This is a genomic window from Pseudoalteromonas sp. P1-30, assembly GCF_001400005.1.
Classification (GTDB): domain Bacteria; phylum Pseudomonadota; class Gammaproteobacteria; order Enterobacterales; family Alteromonadaceae; genus Pseudoalteromonas; species Pseudoalteromonas atlantica.
Genome location: NZ_LKBC01000001.1, coordinates 687050 through 703922, shown reverse-complemented (window position 1 = coordinate 703922; position 16873 = coordinate 687050). Strand labels below are relative to the sequence as shown.

General features: G+C 42.6%; 16 protein-coding genes. 12 read left to right on the top strand and 4 right to left on the bottom strand.

What is annotated here, in order from left to right; genetic code table 11:
• The first annotated feature begins 112 nt into the window (after positions 1-112).
• The 3 genes from AN395_RS03110 to AN395_RS03100 all read left to right on the top strand — a co-directional run bounded on the left by AN395_RS03110 (position 113) and on the right by AN395_RS03100 (position 3985).
• Entirely contained in the window at positions 113-703 is a 591-nt protein-coding gene (locus AN395_RS03110; protein WP_054982047.1) for a uracil-DNA glycosylase family protein, read from the top strand.
• Complete coding sequence (locus AN395_RS03105) at positions 700-1437, top strand: phytanoyl-CoA dioxygenase family protein (protein ID WP_054982046.1); 738 nt, start codon at positions 700-702, stop codon at positions 1435-1437. Before AN395_RS03110 ends, AN395_RS03105 begins: the two co-directional genes overlap by 4 nt.
• 163 nt (positions 1438-1600) lie before the next feature.
• The gene (locus AN395_RS03100; protein ID WP_054982045.1) at positions 1601-3985 is read left to right on the top strand and encodes a TonB-dependent receptor; all 2385 of its coding nucleotides are present in this window, start codon (positions 1601-1603) and stop codon (positions 3983-3985) included.
• Here AN395_RS03100 and AN395_RS03095 read toward each other — a convergent pair.
• Positions 3969-4898 (bottom strand): LysR family transcriptional regulator, encoded by a 930-nt coding sequence (locus AN395_RS03095; protein WP_024033009.1) that lies wholly within the window; start codon positions 4896-4898, stop codon positions 3969-3971. The genes AN395_RS03100 and AN395_RS03095 overlap by 17 nt on opposite strands.
• 90 nt (positions 4899-4988) lie before the next feature.
• Between AN395_RS03095 and AN395_RS03090 the strand changes: the two genes are divergently transcribed.
• From AN395_RS03090 to AN395_RS03080, 3 genes are all read left to right on the top strand, one after another.
• Positions 4989-5795 carry a class II aldolase/adducin family protein gene (locus AN395_RS03090; protein ID WP_054982044.1) on the top strand — a complete coding sequence of 269 codons (807 nt, stop codon included), beginning with the start codon at positions 4989-4991 and terminating at the stop codon, positions 5793-5795.
• A gap of 129 nt (positions 5796-5924) precedes the next feature.
• Entirely contained in the window at positions 5925-7910 is a 1986-nt protein-coding gene (locus AN395_RS03085) for an AMP-binding protein (protein ID WP_054982043.1), read from the top strand.
• Position 7911: 1 nt separating this feature from the next.
• Positions 7912-8784 (top strand): bile acid:sodium symporter family protein, encoded by an 873-nt coding sequence (locus AN395_RS03080; RefSeq protein WP_054982042.1) that lies wholly within the window; start codon positions 7912-7914, stop codon positions 8782-8784.
• A gap of 56 nt (positions 8785-8840) precedes the next feature.
• On the opposite strand, the gene AN395_RS03075 is transcribed toward AN395_RS03080, so the two are convergent.
• Positions 8841-9752 carry a LysR family transcriptional regulator gene (locus AN395_RS03075; protein WP_054982041.1) on the bottom strand — a complete coding sequence of 304 codons (912 nt, stop codon included), beginning with the start codon at positions 9750-9752 and terminating at the stop codon, positions 8841-8843.
• Positions 9753-9867: 115 nt separating this feature from the next.
• On the opposite strand from AN395_RS03075, the gene AN395_RS03070 reads away from it, so the two are divergent.
• From AN395_RS03070 to AN395_RS03050, 5 genes are read left to right on the top strand one after another with little or no spacing between them, the layout of a single operon-like run.
• Positions 9868-11088, top strand: a complete 1221-nt coding sequence (locus AN395_RS03070) for an acyl-CoA dehydrogenase family protein (RefSeq protein WP_054982040.1) — start codon at positions 9868-9870, stop codon at positions 11086-11088.
• A gap of 9 nt (positions 11089-11097) precedes the next feature.
• On the top strand, positions 11098-11919 hold the full coding sequence (locus AN395_RS03065) for an SDR family oxidoreductase (RefSeq protein ID WP_054982039.1): 822 nt from the start codon (positions 11098-11100) through the stop codon (positions 11917-11919).
• 12 nt (positions 11920-11931) lie between these two features.
• Complete coding sequence (locus tag AN395_RS03060) at positions 11932-13005, top strand: phosphotransferase family protein (RefSeq protein ID WP_054982038.1); 1074 nt, start codon at positions 11932-11934, stop codon at positions 13003-13005.
• Positions 13005-13709 (top strand): histidine phosphatase family protein, encoded by a 705-nt coding sequence (locus tag AN395_RS03055; RefSeq protein ID WP_054982037.1) that lies wholly within the window; start codon positions 13005-13007, stop codon positions 13707-13709. The genes AN395_RS03060 and AN395_RS03055 overlap by 1 nt, the downstream gene beginning before the upstream one ends.
• A gap of 10 nt (positions 13710-13719) precedes the next feature.
• Entirely contained in the window at positions 13720-14466 is a 747-nt protein-coding gene (locus tag AN395_RS03050; RefSeq protein ID WP_171036111.1) for an SDR family oxidoreductase, read from the top strand.
• Positions 14467-14555: 89 nt separating this feature from the next.
• Here the strand turns inward: AN395_RS03050 and AN395_RS03045 are convergent, their stop codons facing one another.
• Positions 14556-15128 carry a hypothetical protein gene (locus AN395_RS03045; RefSeq protein ID WP_004586261.1) on the bottom strand — a complete coding sequence of 191 codons (573 nt, stop codon included), beginning with the start codon at positions 15126-15128 and terminating at the stop codon, positions 14556-14558.
• A gap of 193 nt (positions 15129-15321) precedes the next feature.
• On the opposite strand from AN395_RS03045, the gene arfB reads away from it, so the two are divergent.
• Positions 15322-15735, top strand: coding sequence for an alternative ribosome rescue aminoacyl-tRNA hydrolase ArfB (arfB, locus tag AN395_RS03040; protein ID WP_024033019.1), 414 nt, complete (start codon positions 15322-15324; stop codon positions 15733-15735).
• 81 nt (positions 15736-15816) lie between these two features.
• Here the strand turns inward: arfB and AN395_RS03035 are convergent, their stop codons facing one another.
• Complete coding sequence (locus AN395_RS03035; RefSeq protein ID WP_004586263.1) at positions 15817-16866, bottom strand: DUF2955 domain-containing protein; 1050 nt, start codon at positions 16864-16866, stop codon at positions 15817-15819.
• Between the last annotated feature and the right edge of the window lie 7 nt (positions 16867-16873).

Genomic DNA, 16873 nt, shown 5'->3' with positions numbered 1-16873 from the left:
ACGATTTTACCAACTAATAACTAATTTGAGTAAAATAAACCGATTTTTTACCAACTCATTAGGTCTAAATGGCCATTTAGAACAAAACTTAAGCATTTAAGGCCAGATTTATATGGATCCGATCAATTTAATTGAGCAAGTTAGTAAATGCGTGATCTGTGAACCTCATTTACCGTTAGGTGCTCGCCCCGTTATACAATTTAATGCCAATGCGCGTATTTTAATTGCCGGCCAAGCACCGGGCATAAAAGTACACGAAACTGGCAAGCCCTTTAACGACGCCAGCGGAAACCGCCTACGCGAATGGCTTGGGCTAAGTGTTGATGAGTTTTATGATCCGCAAAAAATAGCTATTTTACCTATGGGCTTTTGTTACCCTGGTAAAGGTAAGTCGGGCGACTTACCCCCGCGTAAAGAATGTGCACCTGCTTGGAGAGCGCAATTACTGGCCGCTCTGCCAAATTTAGAGCTTACAATCGTGCTTGGTAAATACGCGCAGGCTTATCATTTACCGCATACTAAAAACAGGCCCTTAACCGAGTTAGTAAAATCGTGGCGTGAGTATTGGCCGGAGCATTTGGTGCTACCACACCCAAGCCCACGCAATAATATTTGGCTTAAAAAGAATCCATGGTTTGCACAAGATGTACTGCCAGAACTTGCTGAACGTGTTGCTGCAATATTAAATGAAGAACCACAATGAACAACTATAAATCAAACGGTTATATGCTTGTAAAGGGGCTTTACAGCACCGAAGAGCTAAATAAAATTAAGCTCCTAGTTAATGCCTTTCATACAAAGTGGAAGGCTAATAACCGTGAGTTTTATCAATCCCGTGCAATTAATAGCTCGGGCATAACAAATAGTGAGTATTTAATGGCGCAGCAAAACGAAGCCTTATTTAGTTTAATAGCTGATAACAAATTAATTAAGCGTGTAAAACAGGCGATTAGTGAGCCACTGTTTTTAAATACTCAGTTATTTTTTAATCCCGTTAATGTTACACAAAAAAATTATTGGCATCGCGATATGCAATACCATTTAAATGTGCAAGAGCAACAAGCTGCGTTAAACGGGCCCGACGTAGTGCACTGCCGGTTAGCCCTTGAAGACGAACCAGGTATAGAGCTTGTGCCCCACTCGCATAAAAATTGGGATACACCAGAGGAGCTAAATGTACGTTTTGCAAAAAATAATAAGCTGCCAAGCGATAACTTAACTACAGGCAAAGTTATTAAACTTAATGCGGGTGACTTACTGTTGTTTTCAGCCAATATGATTCACCGAGGCTTATACGGCAAAAACCGTTTAGCACTGGATATTATTTTTTGCGAAAATGCACCACAGCTTACTGCCTTTATCAATGCAGCAAACACCCCAAGCTCGGCATTAGCAAATAAAACCGCTAATCCACAAGTATTTTTTAACCCACTTTAAACCCGCTATAACCCCATTTAGCACAATACTTTTCCGCTTAACTATAAATATTACTAATAGTGTTGAATAAATAAACATCACTGTTATTTATTTTAAGACTCGTCAGTATGAAATAGACGCAAAATTATCCAATAAAAATAACCTCTATAATGGAGTTGCAGCTATGACAACTGAACACACACAGTCACACACACGTTTAAAACCTAGCTTTTTAAAACAAAAAACACTGACTTTATTTACGCTCAGCGCATTAAGCGTGGGTATGGCACAAGCTGGCGAGCAAAAAGTAAATAACAGCGAGCTTGAAACCATTACCGTCACCTCGCAAAAGCGGGTGCAATCGCTACAAGATATTCCTACCTCTATTCAAGCGCTTTCTGGCGACTACCTCGAGCAAAACAGTGTTGACGATTTACTCGCCCTAAGCGAAAACCTACCTAACGTGCATATAACCGAAACCTCAAGCAGCAAACGTATTTTTGTACGCGGCATAGGCTCGGGTACTAACTCAGGCTTTGAGCAATCGGTTGCTATGTATAAAGATGGCGTGTATTTAGGGCGCGGGCATCAGGCTAAATTTCCATTTTTAGATATGCAGCGCCTTGAGCTTATAAAAGGCCCGCAGTCGGTTATGTTTGGTAAAAACGCCACAGCAGGAGCCTTTAGTATGGTTTCAAACTCGCCAACCGATGTACTTGAAGGCAACGTATCGGCAGAGTTTGGCTCTGATAACGAAAAGCGCTTTACAGGCGTTATAAATATTCCTATTAACGATGATTTAGCCATTCGTATTGCCGCGTTTGATCATTCTGTTGATGGCTTTTTATATAACCAAGCGCGCCAAAGTGATGAGCAATCTAACGACTCATCAGGTGCACGTTTATCAATAGATTGGCAAATAAACGATGATATAAACGCATTGTTTAAGTGGGAACACGGTGAGTTTGAGTCGCACGGTTCGCGCTACCAATACATTATTGATACTCCCAACCGAGATTTACAAATAGCAAATGACCCTACTAACCCAGGCAATGTAGGGTATCGTTCACTTTTATTAAGCGACAACTCGGGCCTTGATTACACAAGTTCAGTATCGGGCGATGGTCACCCAGGTGGGCTTAATGAGCAAAGTAAAACCACGCTTGATAACGCATCACTTAAATTAACCTATAACCATGGCGAATACGAATTTACCTCTGTAACCACGTATAGCGAGTACGATTGGGACTCAACTTTTGACGCCGACTTTTCAGAAATCCCGCTTATAAAACAAGACTACTTAGAAAACTATAACCAGTTTACGCAAGAGTTTAGAGTAAGCACGCCAACAGGGCGCACGCTTGAATACGTAGCGGGCATATTTTACATGAGCAGCGAGCTTGAACACCCAAACGATATTTTATTTGGCGCATCGTTACTTATTCCTGATTTAGTGGGTACATCATTGGGCGTAAATGCGCTGTTTGATCAAGACCAACAAAGCTACTCCGCATTTACCGCCCTTACTTGGAATGTAAACGCGCAATGGCGCGCTAATTTTGGCCTGCGTTATCAAAAAGAAGAAAAAGAAGTGAGCAGCGTACAAAGTGTGTATAGCGTATTTGAGCCAAACACACCGCAAGCCGTACAACAATTTGCCAATGCCGCTGCGCCCACTATTGCAGGGCAGCTCTCAGGCGCGGGGGTACATAACCTTAACGCTAAGCGTGATGAATCGCACTTATCACCCAATATTAGTGTGCAGTATTTAGGGTTTAACAACACCATGTTATTTGCAAGCGCTGGCATAGGCTACAAAGCCGGTGGTTTTGATGGTTCTGGCTTAAATGGCTCACAAGGTAACACGGTTGATGAAAACTCAGGCTTTGAGTTTGACGACGAAAAAGCCACAAACTTTGAATTTGGCATAAAAGCCGAGCCAATTAAAAATACTCTACAAGTAAATGCTACACTGTTTTACACCCTGTACGATGACCTACAAGTATCTGAATTTAATGGTAATGCATTTGTAGTTAAAAATGCTGCCGAAACCAAAGTAAAAGGGATTGAGCTCGATTCGCGCTGGGCAATAAATCAAAGTTGGCAGCTATCGGCAAACCTTGCGGTGCTTGATTTTGAATACGAACAATACGCCAGTGCATCGCCAACGGTTATGCAAAGCGAGCTACTTGGCCAAGCATTTCAAGATTTAACCGGGCAAACTGGCGCGTTTGCTCCCGATTACTCAGGCAATATAGCGATTGATTACAATACCGAGGTATTTTCTAATTTAACTTTAAGTAGCAATTTAGCGCTTAACTTTAGTGACGATTACTTTTTAGAGCAAGATCTTGACCCAATAGCCAAGCAAAGTGCTTTTGAAAAGCTAAATTTACGCATAGAGCTAGGTAGCAGTGAAGGAGATTGGTCGGTGGCGTTATTGGCTAAAAATTTAACCGATAAACACACTTTTTCGCAGGCCAACGATGTGCCAGTAATTAGCTACGCACACCGTTTTTTATCAGAGCGTGGGCGCAGTTATCACGCACAATTTAATTACCGCTTTTAAGTTTGTCAGCAGGGATTAGTTGCTGGGCTAAACCTAGCAGCTTTTCTCGCATCCAACTATTTACTAAATCGTCATCAGCTTGTTCGTGCCAATACATGTGCACGGGCATTAACGGCACATCAAACGGCAAGCTAGTTACATGCACAGGCATTTGCTCTTTTAATACCTGCGCGTACGCGTTTGGCATTGTCATTATCATGTCGCTTTGGCTAATCACTTTAGTCGCCGCAAAATAATGTTCACATTTAAGCACTACATTACGGGCAAGTGCATGCTTTGCCAGCGCCATATCAATAATATCTACCTGCGCACCTTTTAACGACACCAACGCGTGCGATGCCTTTGCGTAATTTTGTACGGTTAAGTCATTTAATATTGGGTGATCGTGCCTACAAATTAGCGAAAAATGCTCATTACAAATAAAGGTGTTTTTTATGTGGTTACTGGTAGGGGTAAGTACATCAATGACTATATCGAGCTCTTGGTTTTCGAGTGATTTTTCCATATCAACATGCGACACCTGTCGGCTGTTAATCGTGATATTGGGGGTGTTTGTGAGTAGGTCGCTCATTAGCGGCGGAAAAAATATCGATTCTAAAATATCTCTAAAGCCAAATTTAATTTCGCGCTTAAAGGCGGCTATATCAAAAAGCCGTTCGTTATTTAAGGTTGACTCTAATACCTGCACCGACTCAATAACTTGCGCTATTATTTTTTGGCAAAAAGGTGAGGGCACCATACGCCGACCGTGGCGAATAAATAATGGGTCGTCAAACTTTTCTCTAAGGCGGGAAAGCGCATGGCTAACAGCAGGTTGCGTTAAATGCAGTTTATCCGCTGCAGTGGTAATACTGCCCTCTTGATATACCGTTTTAAGTATTACAAACAGGTTTAAATCTATCTTTCCATGCATAGTATTTATGTTTAACCATTAATTAACATCACTTCTATTTATCTTAAGCGAGACTAAACTAAAGTCAACAGAGTTTAATTTAGGATTATTATGAGCAATACACTAGAGCAGCAAGCCGCAAAAATGACCATAGGCAGCGACAAATTTAAACTTATTATGCCGCCTAAATTTAACACCCTAGAGGAGCAACGCAGCTACGAAAAACAACGCCTAGCCGCAGGCTTTAGAGTATTTGCCATGTACGGTTTTGATGAAGGACTTGCTGGGCACATAACACTTCGCGACTGCATTGAGCCCGATACCTTTTGGGTAAACCCAGTGGGTATGCATTTTTCGCATATTAAAGCGTCAGATCTTATTCGGGTTGATCATAAAGGTAATATTATTGAAGGCAGCACACCAATTAATAATGCCGCGTTTGCTATTCATTCACGCATACATATGGCGCGACCCGACGTAAACGCAGTAGCCCATGCCCATACACGTTATGGCCGTGCGTTTTCGGCATTAGGTGAGTTACTTAAACCTATTTCGCAAGATGCCTGCGTATTTTACGAAAACCATAGTGTATTTGATGTATTTAGCGGCGTAGTGGCCGACAGCGAAGAGGGCGATATGATAGCTAAGTCACTGGCTGATCACTGCGCTGTTATTTTGCAAAACCATGGTTTACTTACCGTTGGTTCGTCGGTTGATGCCGCAGTTGCCAATTTTGTATTGTTAGATAGCTGCTGCCAAAGCCAGTTATTAGCGCAAGCCGCAGGCGAGCCTAAGCTTATCTCGCACGAGGTAGCGCTACACACTAAACAAGCCAATGGCTCAGAGCTAGTTACATGGGGGAACTTTCAGCCCATGTATCAGGTTGTTGCCGCAAAAGATAACAGCTTTTTAGATTAAAACACTGGCAATAGCTTAATTTTGATAGACTAAAATTTGCGCGGTAATGGCCCACACACCCAAAGCCGCGTTTAAATACTATGCACTCACACGCAAACACACACATTATAAAGATACGTTGAGGGTTTTATGAATATAACAACAATTAAAAACCACGCCGATGTTGGCAATTTAAACCTTGCTGAAATATCACCAGAGCAACTTCCTCGCTCTACTTATCATGCCATTTTACAATCGGCAAAAAACTTTGGTGATGCAACCGCTATTGAATACATTTTAGATGGCGACTGCATTAGCGAAGCGCAAATTCCGTTTGCAAAAAGGCTTATTCATCGCATTTTAATGACCTTTAAAGGTAAAAGCTTTGCTAATCCGCACCGTAAAATGAGTTACAACGCGCTCGCAAAAAACGTAACAGGGCTTGGCAATGCATTGCACTCGTTGGGTATTACAAAAACCGAGGTTACCTCGCTGGTATTACCTAACTTCCCTGAAACCTATGTATCGCTTTGGGCAGCAGAGGCCGCAGGCATTGCAAACCCCATAAACCCCTTGCTTGATGAGTCCATAATGAAAGAAATTATGATCTCAGCCAATACCAAAGTAATCATTGCCCTAGGCCCAGTCCCTGGTAGCGATATTTGGCAAAAAGTAATGGCAATTAAAGAGCATATACCCGGCCTAAAAGCGGTTATTAGTTTATTTGGTGACGACATAGCATGCTCGCAAAATAATAAAGTACCCGTGTATGGGTTTAAAAAGTTACTCGCGGCGCAAAGTACGCAAGCAGCTAATTTTACTTTGCCTGAGCAAAACGATGTGTGCGCGTATTTTCATACGGGTGGTACAACCGGCTTACCAAAACTTGCCAAGCACTTACACTTAAACCAGCTCACCAATGCAGGGCAGGTTAATTTGCTTTCGCCAGTAAACGCAGGCGATACCATGCTAGTAGGTTTGCCCATATTTCATGTAAATGCGGCGGTAGCCACAGGCATAGCCTCGGTTATGAAAGGCTGTAAAATTTTACTCGCAAGCCCTTCTGGCTTTAGAGGTAAAAACATCATTCAAAACTTACTCACCCTAATTAATAATTACGATGTAGCCGTTATGACCGCCGTACCTACGGTTTACGCGGCTATGGTTGAGCAAATTACCTCGCAAAAAATATCGGTGCCACCGCTTAAAATGAAGTTTGCCATTTGTGGGGCCGCGCCGCTTTCATCAGATTTACAAGCCCTGTTTACTAAACTCACAAACACCCCACTGGTAGAGGGTTATGGCTCAACTGAGGGCAGCTCAGTAAGTACGTTAATGCCTGTAAACCCAATTAATAAAGAGGCTTCTGTAGGGCTGCCAATACCTGGTATTACGCTTAAAATTGCCGATATAAACGAGCAAGGTACGCTTGTTAAAATTTGCGATACACTCGATGTCGGCGAAATAATAATAACCGGTAATAACGTATTTCCGGGTTACGTAGAAGATGCGCATAACCAAGGCGCATGGGTAGTTGATGAAAACGGCCAACAGTATTTTAGAACCGGCGATTTAGGAAAAATAGATGAGAGCGGGTATGTATCTTTATGTGGTAGACAAAAAGAGCTAATAATACGTGGCGGGCACAATATAGACCCCAAAATGATAGAAGATGCCGCAACCAGCCACCCCGAAGTAACACTTGCAGCCGCCGTGCCACGCCCCGACAGCTACGCAGGCGAAGTACCCGTACTTTACGTAACGCTAAGCCCAAATAGCACGCTTAAACTTGATGACCTAACCGCGTATGTTAGCGCCAACATACCTGAGCGAGCAGAGGTACCAAAAGCTATTTATATAATTGATGAAATACCGCTTACTGCCGTAGGTAAAATTTATAAGCCCGAACTGGTTTGCCTAGAAATAAAACAAACCATTACAGAGGCTCTAAGCGAGCAATTAATCAACAAAACCGTGCAAATAAATGTGTTTGCTGATAAAAAGTTAGGCATAAAAGCCACAATTTTAGTTAATGAAGATGAGTTAAACGCGCTGCAACAACAGATAAAAACGCTGCTAACCCCGTACTCATTTAACTACGAAGTGCTGGCATTAAAAACAACAGAGGCCGCCTAATTTGAACGCATCATTTTTAACAGAAATCATACTCCCACTCGCCCTTGCCCTTATTATGTTTGGCATGGGGCTTGGGCTTACAGTTGGCGACTTTACGCGGCTTTTTAAAAAGCCCTTAGCAATTGCTATGGGCTTACTAGGCCAAATTATTGCCATGCCGCTACTGGCTTTAGGTTTGTGTTATTTACTTAATTTACCTACGCCTATAGCAATAGGGTTAATGATTTTAGCCGCGTGCCCGGGTGGTACTATGTCAAACGTAGTGAGCCAGCTGGCAAAGGCTAATTTAGCGCTTTCGGTAAGCTTAACCGCTGCCTCAACCGCTATTAGCATTATTACCACCCCGTTTATTATTGGCTTTGCCATGCACCAATTTGCACCGCAAGACGATGCTAATTTTTCTATATTAACTACATCTCTTGGGCTATTTGTAATCACCTTAGTGCCTGTTGCCATAGGGATAAGCCTGCGCCATTTTAAAAGCGAATTTGCGATTAAAAGTGAGCCGTTTTTTAGGCGTTTTTCGTTATTTTTTATGCTCGCCATGATAGCCGCGCTAGTAATAAAAGAACGCGCCTTACTGGCAAGCTCGTTTGATGCTGTATTTTGGGCCTGCCTTGCATTAAATATTGGCTCAATGGTCATTGGCTTGCTCATAGCTAAACTTTCAAACCTTAACCTGACCGATTCACTAACACTTGGGATTGAGGTAGGGATTCAAAACGCATCGTTGGCTATTTTAATTGCTATAAGCTTTTTAAATAAGCCCGAATACGCAGTAACAGGCGGTGTATATGGCCTTGCCATGTTTATTGGGCCACTGTTATTAATTGCTGGGCTTAAGTTTAAAAACAAACGCCTTGTAAACGCTTAAAAAAAACAACGCGAAGCGCCAAATTTAGTTCACTAAGTTTGGCGCTTTTATTATAGCTATTCACGTTTAAAAATAGGCTGCACTTGCCCGCGTAACCATACTAAAGCGTCGTCTTTATCAGTACTTTGATGCCAATATAGATGCTGATAAATAGCAGGCATAGTGGTGGGCACGGGCCGTGCTATTAGCGTGTCGTCAAGCAGTTGGCTTGCCACCATAGAGGGCAGGGTGAGTAAAAATGGCGCGTCTTTTATTACCTCTTTCGCGGCAAAATAATTTTGACAACGTATAGCCACCTGCCTATTAAAACTCAATTGCAATAACGCAATATCTTCAATAACAGTACCGGTTGCCCGGTTAGATACCGCAACATGCTTAGCCGCTAAATAATTGTCTATATTGAGTTGGTTTTTAAGCGGGTGGTTTTTTTTCATGAGTACACAAAAGTGATCACTTGAAAGAACAGCATGGCTAATGGGCGCTTTTATTGGCCGCGCTACATCAATTGCCATATCTATTTGATGATTAGCTAATTGCTTATGCATATCTTCACGGCTTAATTTTACGCTCGCTAAGCTTGCATTGGGAGCATGTTTTGCCAGTGCAAGTTGCAATTTAGGCAAAACAATAGGCTCTATTGCATCGTGCAGAGCTATTTTAAAGGTTTGCGCAGTGGTCGCTAAATTAAAGTCACCGCAGGCTTGTAGCACTTGGCGTAATTTTTCGAGTAAATCTATTAGCTCGGGTGCCATACGTTGGCACGCAGGGGTGGGGAGCATTAATTGCCCTTGGCGCTCAAATAACGGATCGTTTAATACACTGCGCAAACGTTTTATAGCATGGCTAACTGCTGAGGGCGTTATGTATAGCACCTTTGCGGTTTCGCTCATGTTTTTTTCACGGTATAGGCATTCAAATATTTTAAGTAAATTTAAATCCAACTGTTGAATATTTTTAGCTTCAATCATTATTACCCGCTCACACTATGAATGTAATTCACACTTAACTGGTAATATATTTCATTTAATTCATTGGGGCGAATGTTTTATGCTGGGTTAACTAAAAAATAAACAGGCAACCCTAATGAACTTTGAGCCAAGCCAAAAAAGCCAAGACTACCTAAAGCGTGTAACCGCCTTTATGGATGAACACGTATTGCCTATTGAGCAAGCAGTAGTTGCGCATAACCATGCTAAAAATAATTCAAACAATTGGACCACTTGGCAACTAAGTGAGCACATTGAGCCATTAAAAACTAAAGCAAAAGCCGCTGGCCTGTGGAACTTATTTTTACCCGATGCAGAACTAGCACAAGGCTTAACCTGCTTAGAGTACGCCCCTATTGCAGAGCAAATGGGTAAATGTTTATTTGCATCAGAAATATTTAATTGTAATGCCCCCGACACCGGCAATATGGAAGTGCTTTATCATTTTGCAAATGATGAGCAAAAACAGCAGTGGTTAACCCCATTATTAAATGGCGATATTCGCTCAGTATTTGCCATGACCGAGCCCGATGTCGCTTCATCAGATGCGACAAACATGCAAGCAACCATAGATGTTGATGGCGACGAGCTTATTTTAAATGGCACAAAGTGGTGGACCACCGGCCTCGGTCATCCTAATGCCCAGGTGGCTATTTTTATGGGGCTTTCTAATCCCGAAAACGATAAACACAGCCAGCATTCAATAGTACTTGTGCCGCTAAACACACCCGGTGTAAACATTAAGCGTATGCTAAGTGCCTGTGGCGATTTTGATGCCCCCTACGGCCACGGCGAAATGGAGTTTAATAACGTACGCGTACCAAAACAAAATCTTATTTTAGGGTTAGGCAAAGGCTTTGCCATTGCACAAGGGCGCTTGGGGCCTGGGCGAATTCATCATTGTATGCGCGCAATTGGCGCAGCAGAGCGCTGTTTAGAGCTCATGATTAAACGAGGCCTATCGCGCAGCGCTTTTGGTAAACCCTTACTTAAATTAGGCGGTAATTTAGAACGCGTCGCGCAAGCGCGTATGGCAATAGATCAAGCCCGTTTATTAACCCTGCACGCGGCATGGAAAATAGACACTCAAGGCGTTAAACACGCCATGACGGAAATATCGAGCATAAAAGTAGTCGTGCCTAATATGCTGCAAATGGTCTCAGATATGGCAATACAAGTGTTTGGGGGCGCTGGGGTGTCGAGCGACTTTCCTATAGCATCGTTTAATGCAATGGGGCGTATTTTACGCCTTGCAGATGGCCCAGACGAAGTACATATGGGCATGGTTTCGCGCCTCGAACTTAACAAATACCGCTAAGGCAACACCATGAAAACACGACTAATAATAACAGGTGGAGCAACTGGGCTGGGTAAAGCGTTAGCCCTGAGTTACGCAAGTAATTTGGGCGCTAACTTACAAATTTGTATTGCCGATATAAACGCCGAGCGTGCAGCCATAACCATTAGTGAGCTGCAAGCACTAAAAAGCGATGCCTTTTTTTACGCCTGCGATGTAACCAAGCAAGCAGATGTAAAGGGGCTTTACGATATTATCCAGACCAAGTGGCAGGGCGTAGATATTGTTATAAATAACGCAGGCGTTGCCACGGGCGGCTCGCTTGAGGGCGAATCGCTTGAGCAATGGCAGTGGATTATGGATATTAATTTGCTCTCTATGGTGCGGGTGTGCCAAACGTTTTACCCCGCCTTTGTGCAACAAGGCGGTGGCTACTTTATTAATATAGCCTCACAAGCAGGGCTTACCCCTATTCCGTTTATGAGCAGTTATAACGCTGTAAAAGCGGCGGTTATAGGCTTTAGCGAAACCCTAAAGCTCGAACTCGCCCACGATAATATAGATGTAAGTGTTGTGTGCCCGAGCTTTTTTAAAACCAATCTTGATGAATCCATGCGCACCAGCGAGCCGGCCATGAAAACCATGCTTAACCGTGCCTTTGAGCGCTCTCCCATAAACGCAGAGCAAGTTGCTGATATTATTTATCAGCAGTCGCTTAACCGCCCATTTTTAATTTTGACCCATAAATTAGGTAAACAGGCCTTTTTAATGAAAAAACTACTCCCCGTTGAGTGGTACATTAAAAACATGCTGAAAAAAACACGCTCTATGCAACGTTTAAAATCAAAATAATAAAGGCTAGCAATGAACACACAATTATTAGATCAAGCCAAAAACGTACGCCAAGGCGAAGAGCTCGACACACAAAAAGTAGATGCCTGGCTTAAGCAACACATTACACAATTAACTGGCGAGCCAAGTGTTACTCAATACGCAGGGGGAGCATCAAACTGGACCTACTGCCTAGAGTATCCAGAGCAATCGCTTATTTTGCGCCGAGCACCCAAAGGCACCAAAGCCAAAAGCGCACACGATATGGCCCGTGAATATAAACTGCAGCAAGCGCTAAAACCAGTTTACAGCTATGTGCCAAATATGGAGGCGTTTTGCGACGATGAAAACATACTCGGCACCGACTTTTACGTTATGGAAAAGCTTACGGGTATTATTCCGCGTAAAAATTTACCACGCGGATTAACCCCCACGCCCGAGCGTACCAAAAAGCTGTGCGAAAACGTACTCGACTGCCTAGTAGAGTTACACAAAGTAGATTACAAACAGGCCAATTTAAGCCATTTAGGCAAAGGCGAAGGCTACACCCAGCGTCAAATTAGCGGCTGGAGCGAGCGCTTTACTAAAGCCAAAACCTGGAATGTACCCAGCGGTAAAAAAGTCATTAAATGGCTTGAAAACAACATGCCAAGTAACGAGCGTATTTGCATAACACATAACGATTTTAGGTTTGATAACGTTGTGCTTGATGCAAACGACTACACCAACGTACTGGGTATTTTAGATTGGGAACTTGCCACCCTTGGCGACCCACTTATGGATTTGGGCAATACATTGGCTTACTGGGTAGAGCCAGGAGATGACTTTTTAGCCCAAGCCACGCGCCGTCAACCCACTCACTTAGAGGGCATGCTAACGCGCAAAGAAGTGGTGGCCTACTACTGTAAAAAAATGAATATAACCGTAGATGACTTTACCTTTTACGAAGTGTACGGGCTGTTTAGACTTGCCGGCATTGTGCAGCAAATTTATTACCGCTATCACCATGGGCAAACTAAAAACCCTGCCTTTAAACACTTTTGGGTGTTTGTACATTACCTTTTATGGCGCTGTAAAAAAGCCATTAACAACCAAGGTAAAGTCTAATGTGCATTTTATATTTAGTACGCCACGGGCAGGCCAGTTTTTCGGCTGATAATTACGATACGCTCTCAACAAAAGGGCAACAGCAAGCCACACTACTGGGTGAATATTTAGCACAAAAGCAGCTTACGCCCGATGCTGTATTTGCAGGCAGTATGCTGCGCCATAATCAAACCGCAGAGCTGAGTTTAGTAAGTGCTAATAATGTGCCGGTACTAATAAACGATGCGCGATTAAACGAGTACGATCACGAACATATTTTAGCGGTTTATAACCCACAGCTTGCCACCCCAAGCCAAGTTCGCGCGGCACTTAGCAAGCAAGCCGAGCCTATGGAATACTTTAAAACGGTATTTATTAGCGCCATACAGCAATGGGTGCTCAATCCCGACAGCACTCAATATAACGAAAGCTTTAATGCATTTACTGCGCGTGTACTTGGCGCGCTTGAACAAATAGCCAATGAAAACCACGGTAAAAATGTACTTATTTATACCTCTGGCGGGCCTATTAGCATTATAACCAGCCATTTAATGGGGCTAAAGCTCGAGCGCTTTATTGATATTAATTGGAGCTTAGTAAACGCAGGCGTAACCAAAGTAGTGGCGCGCGGCAAAGGAAAAAATCAAAAATTAACGATAAGTAGTTTAAACGAGCATCACTTTTTAGAGTGCCACCCACAACAAAAATTAATTACATACACCTAAGGATCTAATTATGCGCAAAAACATACTAATAACAGGTGCAAGTTCAGGCTTAGGCAAAGGCATGGCAAAAGAGTTTGCAAAACAAGGTTGTAATCTTGCTTTATGTGCTCGGCGCTTTGAGCTATTAGAGCAGCTAAAAAGTGAGCTTGAACAAATAAACCCAAATATAACCATTAGCATAAAAGTGCTTGATGTTAACGACCACGAGCAAGTATTTAGCGTATTTAACGCCTTTAAAGATGAGCTTAACGGCCTTGATAGAGTGATTATAAATGCTGGTATGGGCAAAGGGGCTTCTATTGGTACGGGTTATTTTAATGCCAACAAACAAACCGCACAAACTAACTTTGTGGCCGCACTTGCGCAGGCTGAGGCCGCAATGGAAATTTTTAGAGCGCAAAACCATGGTCATTTAGTGACTATTTCATCTATTAGTGCTGTACGTGGTTTTAGGCGCGCCATGACCGTTTACGCCGCCACTAAAGCGGCTATTACCTCATTAAGTGAAGGCATACGCATAGATGTAATGCACACGCCTATAAAAGTAAGCTGCGTACACCCAGGTTTTATAAGAAGCGAAATAAACGAAAAAGTAAAAACAGTGCCGTTTATTGTTGATACCGAAACTGGCTGCAAAGCACTGGTAAAAGCAATAAATAAAGAAAAAGCCAACAGCTTTGTGCCAAGCTGGCCGTGGGCATTTCTGCATTGGATTTTACGAATAGCACCGCTGAGTACAATTCGTAAAATGTCGTAAGGTTTTTAAATTTTAGGCATTAAAAAAGGTGGCAAATGCCACCTTTTATGTACGTGTTTACTTAACCTACGTTTAGGTTATTTGTAAAATTATAGTAGTGCAAAAATCTTTTGCAGCTGTGGCATGTACTCGCTCACAAGCTCAAGGTTGTTTTCGCTTACTAGTGGGTCTGTAGATTCTTCAGCCGCGCTTGAAGCCTTACCAAACGAGCCCATTAACGAGCTAGCGTCACTGCTTTTAGCACTTTTAAGGCTTTGCAGGCCACCCATTACTTTATTTGCTGTTTCTTGGTTTTCAGCTGAAAGACCCGACTTAAGGTTTTCGATGTAAGCCATAGATACTTCTGAGCCAACAGATACTAATTCTTCAGGCGAAAAACCGTAACGGTTAGTAATATCGGCAAAGCTTTTATATAAACCTTGCTCTTTAATCATGCTTAATGCGCTATTAGCAAGAGAGCTTTGCTCTTCAACATTTTGATCAGCAGAGCCACCTAGCATGCTTGCTAAATCTAGGTTTTTTAACGAATCTTGGCTGCTAGCCCAGCTAGAAACAGCCGGTAGTGCTTTCATGTAGCTTTGTAATTGGCCTTCGCTAATATCTTCTGCAAGGCTAGAAAAACTCATTGCTAGTAAGCTAAGTGATAAAATTATTTTTTTCATGGGGCGTTTCCTATTATTTAATTAAAGCCATTAAAAACTAAATGTAAGCGCTTGCCAATACATAACTAAAGTATTAGGTGTAATTAGGCTATAAAGTAGTATAAATGCTTTAAAGTTCTATAACTTAAGCTGATTCAGCACAAATATAGTTACAAATGTTATACTGCATTTTTGTCGATAAGAGCTGAACGTAATGTTAACTATTTCAAATACTGTCACTATAGATGAATGGGAACTAGAGCTAACTGCTATACGTTCGCAAGGTGCCGGTGGCCAAAACGTTAACAAAGTAGCCAGCGCCATTCATTTACGCTTTGATATTAACCGCTCAAAGTTACCCGATTTTTACAAAGAACGTCTATTAAAGCTAAACGACTCTCGGATCACCAAAGAGGGCGTGGTGGTAATTAAAGCCCAAAGCTTTCGCACCCAAGAGCTTAACCGAGAAGATGCACTAAAACGTTTAAAAGATTTAATTTTAAGTGCAACCAAAGTAAACAAAGCCCGCCGCGCAACCAAGCCAAGCCGTAACTCGCAGCGCAAGCGCATGGATAAAAAAACCAAACATGGGCAAACCAAAGCCCTGCGCGGTAACATTAAGTTATAACTCACTAAGTTTATAAGGCTTTACAGTAAAGTATGCTTAATTTACGCCTACAGCTAATAGTTAACCGTAGGTGTGAGTGGGCTATTCGTAGGTATGATGGCGGGTGGCACTAAAGCGATTTAATATATGGTGCATTACATACACCGCAGATAAACTGGCCACAATAGCCACCGCAACAGAGCTAAAGCGATACATGGCGCTATAAACAAGGTCTTGCCCGGGGCCTAGTGAGTTGCCAAACAAAATACCAAACGTGGTTAACACACCAAATCCTATGCCCGGTGCGCCGCCACCAATAATATGAAAACGGCTAAATACAAACGATAACGTCCACAGTATAAGCACCGGAAATAATAAAAAGTCAGAGTGATTATACAATAACACTTGCGCCAACAGCGCGGCATTACAGCCAATTAATGTACCAATAGCGCGCTGCCAACCGGCCATACCTGCGGCTTTCCAGCACAGCGAAAACAAAATTAATACCGATGAGGCTTGCGCCGATATTGAATCTTGTAAATCGAGGACTTGAAACGCCACAAACGAAAGCGTAGCAACCGTTGCGCATAATAATACCTCATGGCGAATGCTTTCTTTGGCTTTAGCGGGTACCGCCCTCACGGCACGCGCGGTTACATCAGGAAAAACACCATGCATAACAAACGCAATAACAATAGAGAGAACAGTAGCCAAACCATTACTTAAAATAAGCGGGTATACACTACTTGTACCGGTTACATAGCTTGAAAAGTGCAGCTGAATCGACAACCCAACCACGCCTAGTGCGCCAAATAAAAAAGCCGCACCTGAGCTCATTTGATAAAACAAAAAGCAAAACGCTAAAAATACAATAATGGTCATCAGTACCGGAAGGTGCGAAAACAAGCCCTGCATAATTAAAACCATTGGAATACTAATGGCGGCACTGGCTAAAAACTGGCGCACAATGCTTTTATTTAACACCGGCACTAAACCAAGTAGCAACATGGGGTAAACAGTAAAAAATATACCGTATGGCCAGTTCATTAATTTACTAATAGTAAACCCTATGGTGCAGCCACCGGCTATGCGCAGCGCTTGGCGTAAACCGTTTGAGTCTAATTGCGGTGCTTGGCTAACAGCTTGAGTCATACGGCCT